Source organism: Micromonospora sp. NPDC049274, from assembly GCF_040678875.1.
Classification (GTDB): domain Bacteria; phylum Actinomycetota; class Actinomycetes; order Mycobacteriales; family Micromonosporaceae; genus Micromonospora.
In genome coordinates this window covers 448,267-468,201 of the sequence record NZ_JBFAQS010000001.1, presented here as the reverse complement: position 1 = coordinate 468,201, position 19,935 = coordinate 448,267, and the positions used below count along the sequence as shown (strand labels likewise).

General features: G+C 71.8%; 17 protein-coding genes and 1 pseudogene. 6 read left to right on the top strand and 12 right to left on the bottom strand.

The features are described from left to right. Positions 1-31: 31 nt before the first annotated feature. The 9 genes from rph to AB0K10_RS02070 all read right to left on the bottom strand — a co-directional run bounded on the left by rph (position 32) and on the right by AB0K10_RS02070 (position 7,625). Entirely contained in the window at positions 32-757 is a 726-nt protein-coding gene (gene rph, locus AB0K10_RS02110; RefSeq protein WP_363679044.1) for a ribonuclease PH, read from the bottom strand. 139 nt (positions 758-896) lie between these two features. Then, positions 897-2,042 (bottom strand): glycosyltransferase family 1 protein, encoded by a 1,146-nt coding sequence (locus AB0K10_RS02105; protein ID WP_363679042.1) that lies wholly within the window; start codon positions 2,040-2,042, stop codon positions 897-899. Between the two features lie 90 nt (positions 2,043-2,132). Next, positions 2,133-2,876, bottom strand: a complete 744-nt coding sequence (locus tag AB0K10_RS02100) for an MBL fold metallo-hydrolase (protein WP_363679040.1) — start codon at positions 2,874-2,876, stop codon at positions 2,133-2,135. 224 nt (positions 2,877-3,100) lie between these two features. Beyond that, positions 3,101-4,066, bottom strand: a complete 966-nt coding sequence (locus tag AB0K10_RS02095) for a cysteine synthase (protein ID WP_363679038.1) — start codon at positions 4,064-4,066, stop codon at positions 3,101-3,103. Between the two features lie 11 nt (positions 4,067-4,077). Next, positions 4,078-4,473, bottom strand: a complete 396-nt coding sequence (locus tag AB0K10_RS02090) for a MoaD/ThiS family protein (protein WP_363679036.1) — start codon at positions 4,471-4,473, stop codon at positions 4,078-4,080. 65 nt (positions 4,474-4,538) lie between these two features. Continuing rightward, positions 4,539-5,027 (bottom strand): M67 family metallopeptidase, encoded by a 489-nt coding sequence (locus AB0K10_RS02085; protein ID WP_363679034.1) that lies wholly within the window; start codon positions 5,025-5,027, stop codon positions 4,539-4,541. Positions 5,028-5,079: 52 nt separating this feature from the next. Beyond that, complete coding sequence (locus AB0K10_RS02080; RefSeq protein WP_007456109.1) at positions 5,080-5,574, bottom strand: DUF2017 domain-containing protein; 495 nt, start codon at positions 5,572-5,574, stop codon at positions 5,080-5,082. Positions 5,575-5,635: 61 nt separating this feature from the next. Further along, a complete protein-coding gene (gene clpS / locus AB0K10_RS02075) occupies positions 5,636-5,926 on the bottom strand; it encodes an ATP-dependent Clp protease adapter ClpS (RefSeq protein ID WP_039905549.1) in 291 nt (96 codons plus the stop codon). A 148-nt stretch (positions 5,927-6,074) separates the two neighbouring features. Next, positions 6,075-7,625 carry a hypothetical protein gene (locus AB0K10_RS02070; RefSeq protein WP_363679032.1) on the bottom strand — a complete coding sequence of 517 codons (1,551 nt, stop codon included), beginning with the start codon at positions 7,623-7,625 and terminating at the stop codon, positions 6,075-6,077. Positions 7,626-7,821: 196 nt separating this feature from the next. Between AB0K10_RS02070 and AB0K10_RS02065 the strand changes: the two genes are divergently transcribed. Genes AB0K10_RS02065 through AB0K10_RS02050 form a run of 4 tightly spaced genes read left to right on the top strand, consistent with a single transcriptional unit; the run spans position 7,822 to position 13,711 of the window. Beyond that, positions 7,822-10,500: a LuxR C-terminal-related transcriptional regulator gene (locus AB0K10_RS02065; protein WP_363679030.1), complete on the top strand. Its 2,679-nt coding sequence runs from the start codon at positions 7,822-7,824 to the stop codon at positions 10,498-10,500. 16 nt (positions 10,501-10,516) lie between these two features. Continuing rightward, positions 10,517-11,803, top strand: a complete 1,287-nt coding sequence (locus tag AB0K10_RS02060; RefSeq protein ID WP_363679028.1) for a nicotinate phosphoribosyltransferase — start codon at positions 10,517-10,519, stop codon at positions 11,801-11,803. Positions 11,804-11,838: 35 nt separating this feature from the next. Further along, positions 11,839-12,420: an isochorismatase family protein gene (locus tag AB0K10_RS02055; protein WP_363679026.1), complete on the top strand. Its 582-nt coding sequence runs from the start codon at positions 11,839-11,841 to the stop codon at positions 12,418-12,420. A gap of 40 nt (positions 12,421-12,460) precedes the next feature. Continuing rightward, positions 12,461-13,711, top strand: coding sequence for an MFS transporter (locus AB0K10_RS02050; protein WP_363679024.1), 1,251 nt, complete (start codon positions 12,461-12,463; stop codon positions 13,709-13,711). Positions 13,712-14,058: 347 nt separating this feature from the next. Here AB0K10_RS02050 and ctaD read toward each other — a convergent pair whose 3' ends face one another. Beyond that, positions 14,059-15,816 carry a cytochrome c oxidase subunit I gene (ctaD, locus tag AB0K10_RS02045; RefSeq protein ID WP_363679022.1) on the bottom strand — a complete coding sequence of 586 codons (1,758 nt, stop codon included), beginning with the start codon at positions 15,814-15,816 and terminating at the stop codon, positions 14,059-14,061. A gap of 129 nt (positions 15,817-15,945) precedes the next feature. After that, a complete protein-coding gene (locus tag AB0K10_RS02040; protein ID WP_363679020.1) occupies positions 15,946-17,052 on the bottom strand; it encodes an FAD-dependent monooxygenase in 1,107 nt (368 codons plus the stop codon). A 300-nt stretch (positions 17,053-17,352) separates the two neighbouring features. Between AB0K10_RS02040 and AB0K10_RS02035 the strand changes: the two genes are divergently transcribed. Together AB0K10_RS02035 and AB0K10_RS02030 are read left to right on the top strand one after the other, a co-directional pair. After that, a complete protein-coding gene (locus AB0K10_RS02035; protein ID WP_363679018.1) occupies positions 17,353-18,474 on the top strand; it encodes a cellulose binding domain-containing protein in 1,122 nt (373 codons plus the stop codon). Positions 18,475-18,787: 313 nt separating this feature from the next. Then, a complete protein-coding gene (locus AB0K10_RS02030) occupies positions 18,788-19,630 on the top strand; it encodes a helix-turn-helix transcriptional regulator (protein ID WP_363679016.1) in 843 nt (280 codons plus the stop codon). A gap of 66 nt (positions 19,631-19,696) precedes the next feature. Here AB0K10_RS02030 and AB0K10_RS02025 read toward each other — a convergent pair. After that, positions 19,697-19,935: pseudogene (locus AB0K10_RS02025) on the bottom strand (hypothetical protein); the annotation flags it as partial.

Genomic DNA, 19,935 nt, shown 5'->3' with positions numbered 1-19,935 from the left:
ACTGCGGGGCTCGCAAGCTCACTCCTCGCGCTCACGCGAGTGCCTTCCGCTGGGCTTCGGCCAGCTCGGCGCACCCGGCCATGGCCAGGTCGAGCAGGCTGTCGAGCTGGTCACGGGCGAACACGCCCGCCTCGCCGGTGCCCTGCACCTCGACGAAGTCACCCGCGCCGGTGCACACCACGTTCATGTCCACCTCCGCGGCCACGTCCTCCTCGTAGCAGAGGTCCAGTCGCGCCTCGCCGGCGATGATCCCGACGCTGACGGCGGCGACCGAGCGGTGCATGACCTTCTCCGGCTTGCCGGCGAGGGCCTTGCGGGCGGCCAACCAGCCCACCGCGTCGTGCAGCGCCACGTACGCGCCGGTGATCGCGGCCGTACGCGTGCCGCCGTCGGCCTGCAGCACGTCGCAGTCGAGCACGATCGAGTTCTCGCCGAGCGCCTTGAGGTCGATGCTGGCGCGCAGGCTGCGCCCGATCAGGCGGGAGATCTCGTGCGTACGGCCACCGACGCGGCCCTTCACGCTCTCCCGGTCCGAGCGGGTGTTGGTGGCGCGGGGCAGCATCGCGTACTCGGCGGTCACCCAGCCGAGCCCGGAACCCTTGCGCCAGCGGGGCACACCCTCGGTGACGCTCGCCGTGCAGAGCACCCGGGTGCCGCCGAACTCGACGAGCACCGAGCCCTCCGGATGGGTGCTCCAGCCCCGGGTCAGGGTCACCGGTCGAAGTTGAGAGGGCCCTCGCCCGTCAGGTCGCGCCATGCCCTGCACCCTATGCGGTGCGGCGATCTCCGTCGCTCGGGGTGCCCCGAGCAGCGTCCGCGTCGTGCACCCGGAGGAACCCCTGGACCGCCGCGGGCCAGGTGCCGCAGCGCGGTGCGGAACCCACCGCCTCTGCCACTCACGACGCGGACCGCAGGTCGACGGTGGCGGACTGGGCACGTACCGCCGAATAGTGCCCGACCAGCTCGTCGCCGACGGCCGCCCAACTACGCCGGCGAACCGCGGACCGGGCGGCCACCCCGTACGCCCGCCGCCGGTCCGCGTCCCCGGCCAGCGCGGCCACCGCGGCGGCCAGGGCGTCCCCGTCGTCCGGCGGGACCAGCAGGCCCGTCGTTCCCGAGTCGACCAGGTCGACCGGCCCACCACGCGCCGGTGCGACCACCGGCACCCCCGAAGCCAACGCCTCCTGCAGAGTCTGGCCGAACGTCTCGTGCGGACCGGTGTGCACGAACACGTCCAGGCTGGCGTAGAGCCGGGCCAGGTCCTCGCCGTGCTGCACGCCCAGGAAGTCCACGGCCGGCAGCGCCCGGGCCAGTTGGTGGCGGGCCGGACCGTCACCGGCCACCACGACCCGCACGCCCGGCAGCCGGGACGTCGCCGCCAGCAGCTCCACCCGCTTCTCCGGGGCCAGCCGGCCGACGTAGCCGACCAGCAGCTCCCCGTCGGGGGCCAACCGCCGCCGCAGCTCCGGGCACCGCTTGGCCGGATCGAACCGGACCGCGTCCACCCCCCGGCCCCACAACCAGATCCGCTGCACCCCGTTGGCGATCAGGTCGGCAGCCGCCCGGGTCGACGGCGCGAGAGTCCGCTGCGCCAGATTGTGGATCTCCCGAAGCCGCCGCCACGCGGCCGCCTCACCCCAACTCACCCGGTACGCCCTGGCGTAGGCCGCCACGTCGGTCTGGTAGACCGCCACCATCGGCAACCCGTACCGGCTGGCGAGCGTGGCCGCGCGGGCGCCGAGGACGAACGGACTGGCCAGGTGCACCACGTCGGGCGCTGCCGACAGCAACGCCCCCGCCAGCCGGGTGGTGGTCGGCACGCCCAACCGGAAGCCCTGGTAACGGGGCAGCGGCACGCTCGGGATACGCACCACCGGGTACGGCAGCCCCTCGATGTCCCGCCGCGCCGCCCCGGTCGGGGCGGGCGCGATGACGACCGGCTCGTGGCCCCGGGCCAGCAGGTGCTCCGCCGTACGCACCACGGAGTGCGCGACGCCGTTCACGTCCGGCGGGAACGACTCGGTCACGATGGCGATCCGCATGCCCACACCGTGCGGGTGCCACGGGTGCGCCAGGCTACCGGCCGCTGACCGGCCGGCGAACAGTACGGCACAACACCGTCGCGACGGGCGTCAGATGTCGTAGCTGGCGCCGGCCCGGACCACCTCGAGCGGCCCGGTGTACGCGGCGGCGGCCGACTCCAACGTGTGCGCCTCGCTGCCCCAGGCCGCGACCAGGTGGGTGAGCAGCAGCTTGCCCACCACCGCCTTGGTCGCCGTCTCGCCAGCCTCCCGGCCGGTCAGGTGCAGGTCCGGAGGATTGTCCGCCCCATCGAGGTAGCTGGCCTCGCACAGGAACACGTCGGCGTTCTGTGCCAGGCGCAGCAATGCGTCGCAGGGAGCGGTGTCCGACGAGTAGCACAGCGACCGACCACCGTGCTCCAACCGCACGCCGTACGTCTCGACGGGGTGGTTGACCCGGTCGACGGTGACCGTGAACGGCCCGATCGGAAAGGTGCCCGGCTGCAACGCGTAGAACTGGTAGACGTCCTCCACGGTGCCGTTGTCGCCGTAGGCGGCGCTGAGCCGGTCCGGTGCGCCGGAGGGCGCGTACACGGGCAACGGCGGGTAGGGGCCGTCCGGGGCGTACCGGCGGACCACCACGTACGACGCGGCGTCGAGGATGTGGTCACAGTGCAGGTGGGTCAGCAGGATCGCGTCGGGGGCGTGCAGCCCGACGTAGCGCTGGAGGCTGGACAGCGACCCCGGGCCGAAGTCGACCAGGAGGCGGAAGCCGTCGGCCTCGACGAGATAGGCGGAGCACGGTGACTCCGGGCCGGGGAAGCTGCCGGCACACCCTAGGACGGTCAGTCGCATCGGGTTGTCTCACTGCTACTGTCAGTAGCATCTATGCCGGCGGTCGTCCCGGCCATGATCTCTACCGACGCGTACGCCACGCTGCGCAGCCTACGCTGGGGTGCCCGGCGACAAGAATCATCCGTTGGAAGTTGTCACGAACGTGACACCTGCTCACAGCGCGGCGGCGACGAGACGGGCCGCCGACGCGCACGCCGACGGCCCGTTCGCGAAGACCCCTGCGGTCAGGCCCAGAGCTGGCCCTCCAGCGCTTCCTCGGCATCCGCGAGAGTGCCGCCGTACGCGCCGGTGGACAGATATTTCCAGCCGCCGTCGCAGACCACGAACGCCACGTCGGCACGGCGGCCGTCGCGGACCGCCTCATGCGCCACCGCGAGCGCGGCGTGCAGGATCGCACCCGTGGAGAACCCGGCGAAGATGCCCTCCACCTCGACGAGTTGACGGGTACGCAGCACCGCGTCCCGGGTGCCCACCGAGAAGCGCCGGGACAGCACCGACGCGTCGTACAGCTCCGGCACGTACCCCTCGTCGATGTTGCGCAGCCCGTAGACCAGCTCGCCGTAGCGCGGCTCCGCCGCCACGACCTGGATGCCCTCGACCTTCTCGCGCAGGTAGCGCCCGGTGCCCATCAGGGTGCCGGTGGTGCCCAGCCCGGCCACGAAGTGCGTGATGGTGGGCAGGTCGTGCAGCAGCTCCGGGCCTGTCGTCTCGTAGTGCGCCCGCGCGTTGGCCTCGTTGCCGTACTGGTAGAGCATCACCCAGTCCGGGTGCTCGGCGGCGATCTGCTTGGCCGTCGCGACGGCCTGGTTGGAGCCGCCCGCCGCCTCCGAGAAGATGATCTCCGCACCGTACATGCGGAGCAGCTGGACCCGCTCGGTGGAGACGTTCTCGGGCATCACGCAGACCAGCCGGTACCCGCGCAGCTTGGCCACCATGGCCAGCGAGATGCCGGTGTTGCCGCTGGTCGGCTCCAGAATGGTGTCACCCGCCCGGAGCCGGCCGGCCTCCTCCGCAGCGCGGACCATGAACATCGCCGCGCGGTCCTTGATGCTGCCCGTCGGGTTCCGGTCCTCCAGCTTCGCCCAGAGCCGCACCGGCGGGGCACCCTCGGGCACCGTCGGAGAGAGCCGGGGCAGACCGACGAGCGGCGTGCCCCCGCACGCATCGAGCAGGCTGTCGTACCGCGCCATGGCGGCCGCCCTCAGCGAGCCGCGACGGCGGCGCTGCGGGAGCCGGCCACGGCTGCCGCGGCGCTGTGCGAGCTGATCGCCGCTGCCGCGGCGCTGTGCGAGCTGATCGCCGCTGCCGCGGCGAAGCCGAACGCGCCGCCGGCCACTGCCGGCAGGATGGTGACGCTGTCGCCGTCGGACAGCTTCGCGTCGAGCGCGCCGAGGAAGCGGACGTCCTCGTCGTTGACGTAGACGTTCACGAAACGGTGCAGCGCGCCGGCCTCGGTGACCAGACGGCCACGCAGCCCGGCGTGCCGCGAGTCCAGGTCGGTCAGCAGGTCGCCCAGCGTGTCGCCGGTGCCCTCGACGACCTTGGCGCCGCCGGTGTAGCTACGCAGGATGGTGGGGATGCGAATCTCGATGGCCATGATGTCGTGCTCCTCAAACGGGTGTGCCAACGGTGACGGGAAGAACGGGTGCGAACGCTGACGGGTCAGCGGCCGGAACACTCGTAGTCGACCGTCGCCGGGCTCTGCCCGAACATGTAGGACTGCACGGCGTGCGGGTCGACCCCGGCCTCCACGATCTGGACCGGCTCCTCGGTGACCACGCCGTCGACGATCCGGAACGACCGGATCTCCTCCGAGTCGGGCTCGCGGGTCGAGACGAGCAGGTAGTGCGCGCCCGGCTCGCCGGCGAAGGAGACATCCGTCCGGGACGGGTACGCCTCGGTGGCGGTGTGCGAGTGGTAGATGACGACGGGCTCCTCGTCCCGGTCGTCCATCTCCCGCCACACCCGAAGATGCTCCATCGAGTCGAACTCGTAGAAGGTCATCGACCGCGCGACATTGTCCATCGGGATGTGCCGGGTCGGGGTGTCGCTGCCGACGGCGCCGGCGACGACGCCGCACGCCTCGTCGGGGTGATCCCGGCGCGCGTGGGCGACGATCGCGTCGATGATCGACCGGTCGATGCTCAGCACGTGCCCCAGCCTAACGCCTACCGGGCAGGCGCTGAAGTGGTGCCGGTCACGCCTAGTCGATCAAGGCGTTGAGCAGCGACTCCTGCAGATATCCGAGATACGCGTAGACCGACAGCTGGAACACCCGGCTCGAGCCCGGATCCTCGGTCACCGCGTCGTCCAACTCCTCACCCAGATCCGTGCCGTCCTTGATCTCCAGCCGGACACCCATCGCCAGCCGCGCGTCGTTGAGCGCCCGCAGCCACGCCTCGGCCGCCTCGGCGTCCAACCGCACCTCGCCGCCGGCCTCGTCGGGCAGCGCGGCCAGGATGGCCCCCGCCTGGTCGATCTTGGCGGTCTTCAGATCGCCCTCGGTGTAGCGGCGGAACTCCGCGGTGCCGCTCGCGTCCTTCGGGTAGACCGCCGGAAACAGCCGACCCACCACCGGGTCCGTGTGGTCGAAACCGTCGGTGAGCAGGCCGACCACCTCGGAGGCGACCTTCCGCAGCACCCGCACCTCGTCCACCGCGAAGGTGGCGACATAGCGGCCAGCCTGCCGCCGGAACATACTCACGATGCCTTCCCTGTTCGCGACTGCGGGGCTCGCAAACCCGGCTCACTCCTCGCGCTCACGAGCGGTCCACCGTTGCCCACAGGCCGTACGCGTGCAGCTGCGACGCGTCGTGCTCCATCCGCTCCCGGGCCCCCGTGGAGACCACGGCGCGGCCCTTGTGGTGCACGTCCAGCATGAGCTGCTCCGCCCTCTCCCGGCTGTAGCCGAACAGCTTCTGGAAGACCCAGGTCACGTACGTCATCAGGTTGACCGGGTCGTCCCACACGATCGTCACCCATTGCCGGTCGGGCGCCGGCACGTCGTCAGTGGCCGGCGTCTCGACCGGTGCAACCTGTGGAGCCGCCATGCCCCCCATCGTGCCACCGGTTTCCCGGAACCGAGGAACCGGAACGCCGGGCGAACCAGGATCACCCGCCATGAGCACCCCACCACCACCCCGCGCCTCGTCGAACGAGAGGTGCGGGGCGAACCCGAGCCGGTAGGTGACCACGCCGTCAGGCGAGCAGGATGCCGTGGTCGACCGCATCGGAGAGCACCACGTCCAGCGAGAGGCGGATCACCTCGAACCGCCGCGAGATCTCCCGGGAAAGCTCCAACTCGACCTCCCGCAACGCCCGCTGGGACCAGGCCCGCGCGGCGTTGTGGTCGTCGTTGCCCGGCGTACGCCACTGCTGCCAGCACCCGCCGGAGAGCGCCACCGCGACCGGAGGAAGCACCTCGTCACGGGTCACCGCCGGATAGCCGGCGAGCGCGTCGATCGCCTCCGCGCCGGTCAGCCCGGCCACACCCGCCGTACTCGTGATCAGCAGGACCCGGTCCAGGTCGCGCCCCGGGCGGTGGTCGGCCAGGCCGTACTGGACGGCGGTGGCGATCCGGCGGCGGACGCCCTCCGCCGGTGTGGCGCCGAACACCTGGGCGGCGGTGTCGGCCACGACGCCCCACACCGCGTGGTCGCACTGCGCGGTGGCCAGCAACGACAGCGCCGCCATCTCCCGGTCGAGCAGGTCCGGCAGGCCCGCACAGCCGACCCCGAAGACGATCTCCTGGACGGCCCGCAGATGGATGTTCGCCAATTCCAGGGCCAGGTGCTGGCGGATTCGCTGGGCGCAGGAGCGGGTCTGCCGGTCGAGCCGCTCGGACCAGTCCCCCGGGTCGGCGGCCACCGCCACCCGGTCGTGCTGCCCCGGCAGCACCGGCGGATCGGCGCTGGCCCGCTGCAACCCCTCGGTCGCCGACCAGCCCACCAACGCCCGGCGCAGGTCGTCGGCGGAATCCGCGCCGTCGACCGGGAACCACCGCGCGCCGGCCAGGGAGGGGACCGCGGCCAGCAGCGCCGCCCGGTGCGCCTCGACGGTCACCGCCACCGGATCCACCTCCCCGGACCGGCGGCCGGATGGCGAGACGGACGCCCCCGCGTCCTCCGTCACCGCCACGCCGTCGGCGACCGGCGCCCAACCGGCCGCGCCCGGCGTCACCGCGAACACGACCTCGACCGGGGCCGCGGCCACCTCGGCGAGCAGATTCAGCTCCTGGGCCGTGAACGCCTGATCCGCCGCGATCACGAACAGCAGCGCCCCGGCCCGGCCGACGGCATCGCGCAGCACCCGGACGCCGGCCACGCCGAGCGCGCCCGTGTCCGGGGTGTCGATCAGTGTGAAGTGGCGCAGCAGCGGCTCGGGCACGCTCAGCTCGACCCGCCGCGGTGGACGGGCCAGCGCCGGGCCGGCGGCGTCCCGATCCGCGCCGTACGAGTGCGGCTGGCGGTAGCCGGGGACGAACGCCGCCCGGGTGGGCACCTGGGCGTGCCGGACCAGCAGCCAACTGCCCGCCGGCACGGTGAGCATCACCGGATCGAGCCCGACGAGGGTGGCGAGGACCGCACGCCGGTCGGCGCCGGCCGGGCCGACGGCGACCACGCCGAGCGGCTCGTCCGGCCGGGGAACGGACACACCGAGCTCGGTGGGCAGCGGGCCACAGCTCGGCAGATCGGCTGAGCTGGCCACGTCGCCGGACGAGTCGAGCGAGGGGAGAGGGCCCTGCTGCATCGGGTGGCCTCCCGGGGCAGGCGACCGGCGCGCCGGTCGCGTGGAAATCCGGTGACACTACCCGGATGTCGGAAGAGTACGTTCGGCCGGCCGACCAGGCGGAACACTTCGGATACTCACCGGTAATTGTGTGGCTACTCAACTTCGGTGCGTGACGGTGCGGGCGCGGACGGGATTCGATGGATATGCTGCGCGGATGAGTCGATGGAAGTTCGTCGGCCGAACCGATGAGCTCAACCGCCTGCTGGCGGCGGTGACCGGCGAGGCCGGCCGGGGGCTCTTCTTCAGCGGCAGCGCGGGCATCGGCAAGAGCCGGCTGCTGCGCGAGGGTCTCAGCACCCTGCCCACCGACCGGTACGCGATCTGGTCCATCGCGGCCAGCGCCACCACGGCGGCACTGCCGTTCGGCGGGCTGGTGCAGGTCCTCCCGGCGGAGCAGCCCCAGGGCCTCTCCCCCGCCGGCATCCTCCGCTGGGCGTTGGGCGTTCTGCAACAGCAGGCCGCCGGCCGCCGGATCGTGCTCGCCATCGACGACGCGCACCTGCTCGACCCGCCCTCCGCGGCGCTGGTCCATCTGGTCGCCCGCGCCGACAACGCCACAGTCGTGGGCACCCTGCGCGACGGCGAACAGATCCCGCTGCCGATCCGCGCACTCTGGACCGACGACCTGGTCGAGCACGTCGAGCTGACCCCCATGCCACCGTCGGAGACCGCCGGCCTGCTGGCGGCGATCCTGGGCGGCCCGGTCGATGCCGGCTCCGCCGACCGGCTCGGCCGGCTGTCGGCAGGCAACCCGCTGCTGCTGCGCGAGCTGGTGCACGCCGCCAACGGCAGCGAGGAGTTGAAGCGCACCTACGGGATCTGGAAGTGGACCGGGCGACTGGAGCTGGCCCCCAGCCTCACCGAGCTGATCGACACCCGCGTCGGGCAGCTCACCGACGGCGTTCGCACGGTCGTCGAGCTGGTCGCCTTCGGCGAGCCGCTCGGCCTGCACCTGCTCAACCAGGCCGCCGAGCAGTCCGATGTGGAGTTCGCCGAGGAGCGCGGGCTGATCACAGTCGTCCAGCACGACCGGCGGACAAACGTACGCCTGGCCCACCCGCTCTACGGCGAGGTGATGCGTCGGCGGTGCCCCGTCAGCCGCACCCGGCGCCTCCAGGCGCACCTCGCCGAGCTGCTGGAGCAGGTTGGCAAGCGCCGCCGCGACGACCTGCTGCGGGTGGCGGTCTGGCGGCTCGACTCGGGCACCGCTCAGGACGCCGCCCTGCTCGTCGACGCCGCGATGCAGGCGTTCACCCGCTACGACGTACCGCTGGCGACCCGGCTGGCCCGGGCCGCGCTGCACGCGGACGGCGGCTCGGACGCGGCGGAGCTGCTGGCCACGATCCTGATGTTCGCCGACCGACCCGACGAGGCGCTCACCGTCCTCGACGCGGTGACCCTGGAGGCCGGGGACGAGCGCCGGCTCTGCCGGTGGCTGACCGTCCGCGGCATGGTCAGCTACTGGGGCCTCAGTCGAGAGTCGACAGTCGAGGAGATCGCGAGCCGGGTCGAGCAGCTCGGCGACTCGGCCGACCGCGCCCGGGTGCACGCCTTCGAGGCGATCATGCGGCTGCACCGGCTCGACACGACCACCGCCGTACGGCTCAGTCAGACCGTGCTCGATCGGCCCGCGGCCAGCATCGCCGCCCGTGAACTGGCCCGCAGCACCATCGCGTACGTCCAGGCCGTCCAGGGTCAGTTGACACGCAGCGGCGCGGCTATCGCGCAGGTGCACTCCGCCGCGGCCAGCTGGCGCACCGACATGCCGTACCTGCAACTGGCCCTGGAGTTGGCCCGCGGCACCCGGCTCATGCTCACCGGCGACCTCGTCGGGATCGACGCGATCGTGGCCGACGAGTTCGCCGACCTGGCGGGCGCCGGCGACTTCCGGCTCGGCACCGGATACCTGGCCATCCTCCAGGCGTACGCCGCGCGACTGCGCGGGCAGAGCGACTCGGCGATGCGGACGTCGTTGGGCGCCTGCGCGGTGCTGGCGACCAGCCGGGTCTACGCCGGTCTGGCCCAGGCCGAGCGAGCCCAGGCGGCGGCACTGCGCGGCGACGCTGCGCAGGCCAGCGAGGCGATGGCCGAGGCCGACCGCACCCACGCGCCGGGCATGGCGGTGCTCTACCCGTGGCTGGAGCAGGCCCGGGGTGCGGTGCTCGCCGCGTCGGGTGACCTGCCGGGCGCGGTGAAGCAGCTCAACGACCTGACCGACCGGCTCCGCGCGGACGGTTTCGCCGGGCACGAGGTGCACGTTCTGCACGATCTGGTCCGGTTGGACCAGGCCGGCGCGCCGGTCGGGCCCACCTGCTCCGACGGCGGGCGGCGCACCGTGGCGCAGCGCCTCGCCGAGCTGTCCGAGCAGGTGGACGGCGTACTCCCGCCGCTGTTGGCCCGGCACGCCAGGGCCGCGGTGACCGACTCCGCCACCGATCTGCTCGCGGTCGCCGACGACTACGCCGCCCTGGAGCTGACCGTGTACGCCGCCGAGGCCACCGCCCAGGCCCTGCAGCGGCTGCGGCAGCAACACTCGGTGTCGGCCGGCGACGCGCGGGAGCGCCTGGCGGGGCTGCTCGGCCGTTGCGATCTGATCCGCACGCCGGCGCTGCGGGCCGGGGCGCCTGTGCTGACCGAACGCGAGTGGCAGGTGGCCCGCCTCGCCGCGCACGGTGCGACAAGCAAGGCCATCGCCGAGCGGCTCTACCTCTCCGCCCGCACGGTGGAGAACCACCTGCAGCGGATCTACACCAAGCTCGGCGTGACAGGCCGGTCCGAACTGTGGGCCGCGCTGCGCTCGATCCCGGGCCACGACGGCGGCGGCGCGGGCTGAACCTTAGGCTGGGGCGGTGAGCACCCTCCGCCCCGCGCTGCTGACCGACCACTACGAGCTGACCATGGTCAGCGCGGCCCTCAAGGACGGCACCGCCGACCGTCGCTGTGTCTTCGAGGTGTTCAGCCGTCGGCTGCCCAGCGGCCGGCGCTACGGCGTCGTCGCCGGCACCGCGCGGCTCATCGAGCTGATCCGTGACTTCCGGTTCGACCCGGCGGAGGTCGACTTCCTGCGCCGCACCGGGGTGGTCGACGAAGCCGCCGCGGCCTGGCTCACCGACTACCGCTTCACGGGCGACATCGACGGGTACGCCGAGGGCGAGCTGTTCTTCCCCGGCTCGCCGATCCTGACCGTGTCCGGCGGCTTCGCCGAGTGCGTGGTTCTGGAGACGGTGGCGTTGTCCGTGCTCAACCACGACTGCGCGGTGGCGGCGGCCGCGGCACGGATGGTCACCGCCGCCCGGGGCCGGGCACTTATCGAGATGGGATCGCGCCGGGCACACGAGGAGGCGGCGGTGGCGGCGGCGCGAGCCGCGTACCTGGCCGGATTCCGGTTCACCTCCAACCTGGCCGCCGGGGAGCGCTACGGCATTCCCACGGCGGGCACGGCGGCACACGCGTTCACCCTGCTGCACGACGACGAGCGGACGGCGTTCGCCTCGCAGGTGGCCACGCTGGGCAAGGACACCACGCTGCTTGTCGACACGTACGACATCAGCCAGGGCATCCGCAACGCCATCGCGGTGGCCGGGCCGGAGCTGCGGGCGATCCGGATCGACTCCGGTGACCTGGCGGTGATCGCGCAGCAGTCCCGGGAACTGCTGGACTCGCTGGGCGCCACCGAGACGAAGATCATCGTTTCGGGCGACCTGGACGAGTACTCGATCGCCTCGCTGGCCGCCGAGCCGGTGGACATGTACGGCGCGGGAACGGCCGTGGTGACCGGCTCCGGGGCACCCACGGCGGGGCTGGTCTACAAGCTCGTCGAGGTCGAGGGCCGGCCGGTGGTGAAGCGGTCCGAGCACAAGGCCACCATCGGTGGGCGCAAGGTGGCGGTCCGCCGGCACAAGCCGACAGGCACCGCGACGGACGAGATCATCGTCCCGCAGGGTGTGCCCGACCGGCAGCCCAATGACCGGCTGCTCCAGCGCTCGTACGTGATCGACGGCGAGCCCGTCGCCCTGCCCACCCTCGACGAGTCCCGGGAGCACCTGCGCGAGTGCCTCATCTCCATCCCGTGGGAGGGGCTGAAGCTCTCCGCGGGCGACCCGGCCGTGCCGGTGACCGTCGTACCCGCCGCCTGAGCCCTCCGCCAACCCGACACGAGAGGCAGATCCCGATGGCCGACGCGCTGATCATCGTGGACGTGCAGAACGACTTCTGCGAGGGCGGCTCACTTGCCGTCCCGGGCGGCGCCGGGGTGGCCGCCGGGATCTCCCGGCTGCTCGCCGCCGAGCCGGACCGGTGGCGGCACGTGGTCGCCACGAAGGATTACCACGTCGACCCGGGCGCGCACTTCGGCGATCCGCCGGACTTCGTGGAGTCGTGGCCCCGGCACTGCGTCGTCGGCACCAGCGGCTCGGAGTTCCACCCGGAGCTCGAGACCGGGCGGGTCGAGGCGATCTTCCACAAGGGTGAGCACGCGGCGGCGTACTCCGGTTTCGAGGGCCACGCCGACGACGGCGAGTGCCTGACCGACTGGCTGCGCAGGCACGACGTGGACCGGGTCGACGTGGTCGGTATCGCCACCGACCACTGCGTCCGCGCCACCGCGCTCGACGCCGCCCGGGAGGGCTTCGCCACCACCGTCCTGCTGGAGCTGACCGCCGCGGTCGCTCCGGAGACCACCGACGTCGCACTGCGGGCGATGGACGGCGCCGGGGTGGTCCTGCAGGGCGAGCCTGTGATCAGGGCCGCATGAGGCGGTAATTGGTTGGCCATCGGTCCGCCGCCCGTCGAGGATGGCGCCGGAGGTACGGACCAACGTGAACATCAAGCCTTACCGGACAGCCCTCGCCCTGCCCGGCCTGCGGTCGCTGCTGCTGGTCGCCGTCCTCGCCCGCATCCCGCTCACGGCGACCGGGGTCACGCTGACCTTCCACGTGGTGCTCGACCTCGATCGGGGCTACGGCGCGGCCGGCCTGGTGGGCACCGCCATCACGGTGGGCGCGGCGATCGGTGGGCCGCTGCTCGGCCGCCTGGTCGACAGGCGTGGCCTTCGTCCGGTGTTGGTGCTCACCGGCATCGCCGAGGCGCTGTTCTGGACCACCGCGCCGTCGTTGTCGTACCCGGTGCTGCTGCCGGCCGCCTTCGTGGCCGGGTCGCTGGCCCTGCCCATCTTCTCGGTGGTCCGCCAGTCGATCGCCGCGCTGGTACCGGAAGATCAACGACGGCCTGCGTACGCGTTGGACTCCATGTCCGTCGAGCTGTCCTTCATGATCGGCCCGGCGCTGGCGGTGGCCCTGGTCACCGCGATCTCGGCGCAGACCACCATGTACCTCGTCGGCGGCGGCATCGTCGCCGCCGGGATCGCCCTGTGGCTGGTGAACCCACCGACCCGCGATACCGGCGCGCCCTCCGGCCCGCGGCGCCACGTGCCTCGCCGGGAGTGGCTGACGCCCCGGCTGTTCGCCGTGCTGACGCTCAGCGCCGCCGCCACCCTGGTGCTCGGCGGCACCGACGTCGCGGTGGTGGCCGTCCTGCGGGCCAGCGGCGAGGTCGGCTGGACCGGCGTCGTGCTGGCCGGCTGGGCGATCGCCTCCCTGGTCGGCGGCTTCGCCTACGGGGCGGTGCACCGCTCGCTCTCTCCGCTGGCCCTCACCGCCGCGCTCGCGCTCTGCACCATCCCGGTCGGGTTGGGCGGCGCACACTGGTGGTTGCTCTGCCTGGCGCTGATCCCGGCCGGCGCGCTGTGCGCGCCGACCATCGCGGCCTCCTCCGACGCGGTCAGCCGTCTGGCCCCTGCCGAGGTACGCGGCGAGGCGATGGGCTTGCACGGCTCGGCGGTCACCGTCGGCATCGCGGTCGGCGCACCGCTCGCCGGCGCGGTGATCGACGGCAGCGCGCCGCTGTGGGGCTTCGTGGTGACCGGAGCGCTCGGCGCTCTGGTCACCCTGGTCGTGCTCCCCGTCGAGCTGCGCCGCCGTCGCCACGCCGACGCCCTCGCGTCGGTGCCGCCCGCCGAGGCGGAGCTCGCCGCCGCCACTCGCTGAGAACAACGCAAACGCCGGCCGGGCCGGGCCGTGCTTGCAGCGGCCTCGCTCGCGCCCGCAATCAGTCGAGCCGCCACAGCGGCTCTGGTCGGCGGCCCACGTGCCAAGAACACGTATGACTGTGAGTCATAAATATGACTCACAGTCATATCGCTCAACAGCACAACACCGTCCGGAGCCTCATCGGCCCGCCGGGTGCCCGGACCACGTCGGCGAGGGCGCTATCCAGGCCAAGCGACGGAACTGGGTCGGGCGACCGGACCCGGCGTGGGCCGGATATGGCGACGGGCGCCGCTCCGGGGTGGTCCCGGGGGCGGCGCCCGTCGTACGGCTGAGCGGGTCGTGCGTCAGTGCCTGTCGATGTCGCTGGCGGTGTCCTCGCTGTAGCGAGCGCCGCCGTCCGACTCACTGGTGAGCGGCTTGGAGCCACCCTCCGGCGGGCCGGCGAGGGTCTGACCGGCGGCCAGCTCCGGGAACTTCATGTCGAACGCCGGCCGCTCGGAGCGGATACGGGGCATCCGGTCGAAGTTGCGCAGCGGCGGCGGGCTGCTGGTCGCCCACTCCAGCGAGTTGCCGTGACCCCACGGGTCGTTCACCTCGACCACGGGGCCGGTCTTGTACGACTTCCAGCAGTTGTAGATGAACGGCAGCGTGGAGATACCGGTGATGAACGCGCCGATCGTGGAGATCGTGTTCAGCGTGGTGAAGCCGTCGCCAGGCAGGTAGTCGGCGTACCGGCGGGGCATGCCCTCGGCGCCGAGCCAGTGCTGCACCAGGAAGGTGGTGTGGAAACCGATCATGGTGAGCCAGAAGTGCACCTTGCCCAGGCGCTCGTCGAGCATCCGGCCGAACATCTTCGGGAACCAGAAGTAGATGCCCGCGAAGACCGCGAACACGATGGTGCCGAAGAGCACGTAGTGGAAGTGCGCCACCACGAAGTACGAGTCCGACACGTGGAAGTCGAGCGGCGGGCTGGCCAGCAGTACACCGGTGAGACCGCCGAAGAGGAAGGTGACCAGGAAGCCGACCGCCCACAGCATGGGCGTCTCGAAGCTGATCTGGCCCCGCCACATGGTGCCGATCCAGTTGAAGAACTTCATGCCTGTCGGCACGGCGATCAGGTAGCTCAGGAAGCTGAAGAACGGCAGCAGGACCTGGCCGGTGGCGAACATGTGGTGCGCCCAGACGCTCATGGAGAGCGCGGCGATCGCGACGGTCGCGGCGACCAGACCCTTGTAGCCGAAGATCGGCTTGCGGGAGAAGACCGGGATGATCTCGCTGATGATGCCGAAGAACGGCAGCGCCACGATGTACACCTCGGGGTGCCCGAAGAACCAGAACAGGTGCTGCCAGAGCATCGGCCCACCGGTCGCCGCGTCGTACACGTGGGCGCCGAGGATGCGGTCCGCGGCCAGCGCGAACAGCGCGGCGGCCAGCAGCGGGAAGACCAGGATCACCAGCAGGCTGGTGACCAGGATGTTCCACGTGAAGATCGGCATCCGGAACATGGTCATGCCGGGCGCACGCAGGGTGAGCACCGTGGTGATCATGTTCACCGCGCCGAGGATGGTGCCCAGGCCGGAGATGGCCAGACCCATGATCCACATGTTGGCGCCGACGCCGGGCGAGTGCTCGACGCTGCTCAGCGGCGCGTACGCGAACCAGCCGAAGTCGGCGGCGCCGCCCGGGGTGAGGAAGCCTGCCGTCGCAATCGTGCCGCCGAACAGGTACAGCCAGTAGGCGAAGCTGTTCAGGCGGGGGAAGGAGACGTCGGGCGCGCCGATCTGGATCGGCACGATGTAGTTCGCGAAGGCGAACACGATAGGCGTCGCGAAGAACAGCAGCATGATCGTGCCGTGCATCGTGAAGAGCTGGTTGTACTGCTCGGGCGACAGGAACTGCAGCCCGGGTCGGGCCAGCTCAGCCCGCATGACCAGGGCCATCAGGCCGCCGATCAAGAAGAACGCGAACGCGGTGACCATGTACATGATCCCGATCTGCTTCGCGTCCGTGGTACGCAGCAGCCGCGCGATGGCCGACCCCTTGACCGGCTCCCGGACCGGCCAGGGCCGGGTCACGACCGGCTTGGGTGCGACGGTGGTCACGAGTGGCCTCCGGTTCTCGGTTGTCCCGCTCGGCACACGCGGTTATCTGCGGGCCGTCATCCGCAAGGAGGATAGTCCTCGGCAGGTCGCAGCGCCGCGTGGGGTGGCGTGACACGATCTACTACGGGCCTACAGCGGGCCGACCAGCAACCGGTAGTGCTCCCCGAAGATGCGTCCGCCGCGTCCGCGCAGCACCGGGTCGCGCAGCGCCGGCGGCACGTCCCTGGTGCGGTTGCGGTCGCGGGTCCGGTCGGCCACCCACCGGGTACGCGGGCGACGACGACTCTCGTACGCCACCAGGGCCGCCTCCACGCTCCCGGCGGCGCGCAGCGACTCGGCGAGGACAACGGCGTCCTCCAGGGCCATCGCGGCGCCCTGGGACAGGGTCGGCGCGGTGGCGTGCGCGGCATCGCCGACCAGCAGCACCCGCCCCCGGTACCAGCGGCCCAGCTCGACCTCGTCGGTGATCCCGGCGTGCACCCGGTCGAGCATCTCCAGCACCTCGGGCACGGGGCCCCGATAGTCGGCGAAGAGTTCGCGCAGCCGAGCCAGCGGGTCGGCGGGCGGCTCGGTCCCCGCCTCGTCGGCGTAGCAGTGCAGCCGACCCTCCCCGATCGGCACCAGCAACAGGCCGGAGCGCTGCCCGAGCAGGGCGGTCCAGTCGGTGACGGGCGGGCCGTCACGCAGGACGGCCCGGTAGACGACGTGCCCGGCCGGGCGGGGCGGCCCGCCGAGCGCGGCCAGTGCCCGGACCGACGAACGTGGCCCGTCGGCGCCGATGACCAGGTCGTACTCGGTGCTGGTGCCGTCGGTGAAGGTGACCCCGACCGCGCGCGACAGCAGATCGAGGGTGCGGACCTCGGCGCCGTGTCGGACGGCCCCGCCGGCGCCGCTGAGCAGCACCCGGTGCAGGTCCGCCCGGGGCAGCGCCCGGCACTCGCCGACGCCGGCCCAGAGGGCGTCGAGGTCCACCTCGCAGAGAGGCAGCCCGGCGGCGTCGAAGAAGCGCTGCCGGTGGATCACCTGCCCGAGAGGCCGGACCGGGTCGTGCAGGTCCAGTCGGTGCAACGCGCGGGCGGCGTTTCCCGGCAGGTAGAGACCGGTCTCGGCCGACTCCCCCGGGGGCAGCTTGTCGGTGACGTCCGGCCGGAAGCCCGCCAGGCGCAGGGCCCGGGCCACGGCCAGGCCGGCGATGCCCGCGCCGACGATGAGGATGCGCAGGGGGGAGCCTGCCATGGTGGTGTACGCCTCCGGAGGGGGAGCGGCACGCGTCGGAGGCAACACGCTACTCGGAGCTATCGACGCACACCAGAGCCCGTTCGGCCCGCCGGACCCGCTCGTCGGCCCTTCGCGCCGCTTAGCTGGCCGCCCTTCGACGCCCGTTCGGCGGCAGGATGGCAATCCTCACAATTCACCAGTTTGACGCGGGCGGTTGCGCACCAGTTTCAGGCATGTAAATGTGTCGTTGAGCGTGGGAGCGCTCCCGCACCACCCCACCACATCCGGCGCCCGGCACGCGCCGAGTCAAGGAGCGTCATGAAACGTCAACTTCGGGCCCTGGCCGCCGCCGGGCTGCTGGTCGCCAGCTCACTCGTCGCCGTGGCCCTCGGCGGCAACGCCTCCGCCGACACCCAGATCTGCGAACAGTACGGCTCGACTGTCGTCGGGGGCCGCTACGTGGTGCAGAACAACCGCTGGGGCACCACCGCCCAGCAGTGCATCAACGCCACCAGCAACGGCTTCGAGATCACCACCCTGAACGGCAGCAGCCCCACCAACGGCGCGCCCACGGCGTACCCCTCGATCTTCTTCGGTTGTCACTACACCAACTGCTCCCCCGGCACGAACCTGCCGATCCAGGTGAGCCAGATCAGCAGCGCCACCAGCAGCATCTCCTACCGGTACGTCAGCGGAGCGACCTACAACGCGTCGTACGACATCTGGCTGGACCCGTCGCCCAAGCGGGACGGTGTCAACCAGATGGAGATCATGATCTGGCTCAACCGTCAGGGCCCGATCCAGCCCATCGGCTCGGTGGTCGGCACGACCAACCTGGCCGGGCGCACCTGGGAGGTCTGGCGGGGCAGCAACGGCTCCAACAACGTCATCTCGTACGTCGCGCAGTCGGCAACCTCCAGCCTGAACTTCAGCGTGCTGGACTTCATCAACGACACCCGCAACCGGGGCGCGATCAGCAACTCCTGGTACCTGACCAGCATCCAGGCTGGCTTCGAGCCGTGGCAGGGCGGCGTGGGTCTCGCGGTGACCTCGTTCTCGGCGAACGTCAACGGCGGCGGGCAGCCGCCGACCAATCCGACCACCCCGCCGCCGAGCGGTGGCGCCCGGTGCGCGGTGAAGTACACGGCGAACGCGTGGAACAACGGCTTCACCGCGGACGTGCAGATCACCAACACCGGGTCCAGCGCGCTGAACGGCTGGACGCTCACCTACAGCCTGCCCGGCGGGCAGCAGGTCACCAACGCCTGGAACGCCACGGTGAGCCAGAGCGGGTCGGCGGTGACCGCCCGCAACGTCAGCCACAACGGATCGGTCGCACCCGGCGGCACGGCCAGCTTCGGCTACCAGGGGACGCTGAGCGGGTCGTACTCGTCCCCGAGCAGCTTCGCGCTCAACGGGACGACCTGCACGCGCAACTGAGCGGTACCACCAGGGCCGCGGGGGCGTGACCGTCAGGTCACGTCCCCGCGGCCCTGCCGTCGGTCGGGGACGGCCGCGGCCCGCCGTCCACCGCGGGAAGTGTCGCCTCGCATTGACTTTTGAGAATCTTGTAAACACCCCGTCACTTCTCCATAATCGCAGGATCCGAATACGGGGGTGTTCAGTGTTGACGACCTTGGGCATAAGTGGATTCGCCGAATCCGTGTACCGGGCCATGCTCGCCGATCCCACGGGCGGTGTGCAAGAACTGGCGGTCCGCCTCGGCGTTACCGAAAAACAGATTCGCCACGCCTTGGACCAGCTCGCCGACCTGGCGCTGCTCACCGACGACGATGCCGGTGGCGGGGTGCGCGTGGTCCGTCCAGCTGTCGGGCTCGGCGCCCTGCTGGCCCAGGCCGAAGCCGAGATGCTGGAGCGTCAGCGCCAGCTCGCGGCGGCCCGGGACGCGATCGCCGCGATCGCCATGGAGCAGGGGCGGCAGTCGCAGCGTGAGAAGTCCGTGCGCCTGGAAGGAATCGACACGGTACGGGCCCGGCTCGAGGACCTGACCCGCGGTGCCCGGGTGGAGTGCGTCTCCCTGAACCCGCGCAACGCACAGACCCCGGACGCCAAGGCGGCCAGCGCCGGGCTGAACGAGCAGATGCTGGCCCGGGGCGTCCAGGTCCGCTGCATCTATCAGGAGAGCTGCCGCAACGAGCCGGCGCTGGTGAGCTACACGCATTGGCTCACCGCCCTCGGCGGCCACCTGCGGACCGTCTCCACCGTCCCGATGCTCGCCATCGTGTACGACCGTGAGGTGGCGCTGCTTCCCCTCGACCCGGGCAACAGCCGGCGCGGCGCGCTGGAGGTGCGTAGCCCCGGCGTGGTGGCCGCCGTGCTCGCTCTCTTCGCTCAGCTCTGGTCGTCGGCGGTGCCGTTCGGGGAAGCCGCCCCGGTCGACGCCAACGGTCTCGATCCGCAGAACCGGCAGATGTTGGAGCTGCTGGCCGGCGGGCAGACCGACGAGATGGCCTCGCGCAAGCTGGGAGTGTCCCTGCGGACAGCGCGCCGGATGGCGGCGGACCTGATGGAGCGGTTGCAGGCACGGAGCCGATTCCAGGCGGGTGCGGAGGCCGCACGGCGCGGCTGGATCTGACCGGCACCCACGGCACGGCTGGCGGGGCCCGGAGAAGTTCCGGGCCCCGCCAGCGTACGGGTGAGATCAGATGCCGTAGACGAACTGGATGTCCACCGGACCGCCGTTGTTGGTGTTGCGGAGGTAGACGGTGTTGTTCGTGGGTCGGCGGACGCCCACTGTGGAGTCGCCGTCGTTGTCCCAGTCGCCCACCACCGGCACGTCGCCCGACGGGCCGTGCCCGAAGATGAAGGAGGCGTCGGTGCTGGTGGTGCCGTTGGTCAGGTACCAGGCCGAGTTGCCCGGCCGGAACACACCCACAGTGT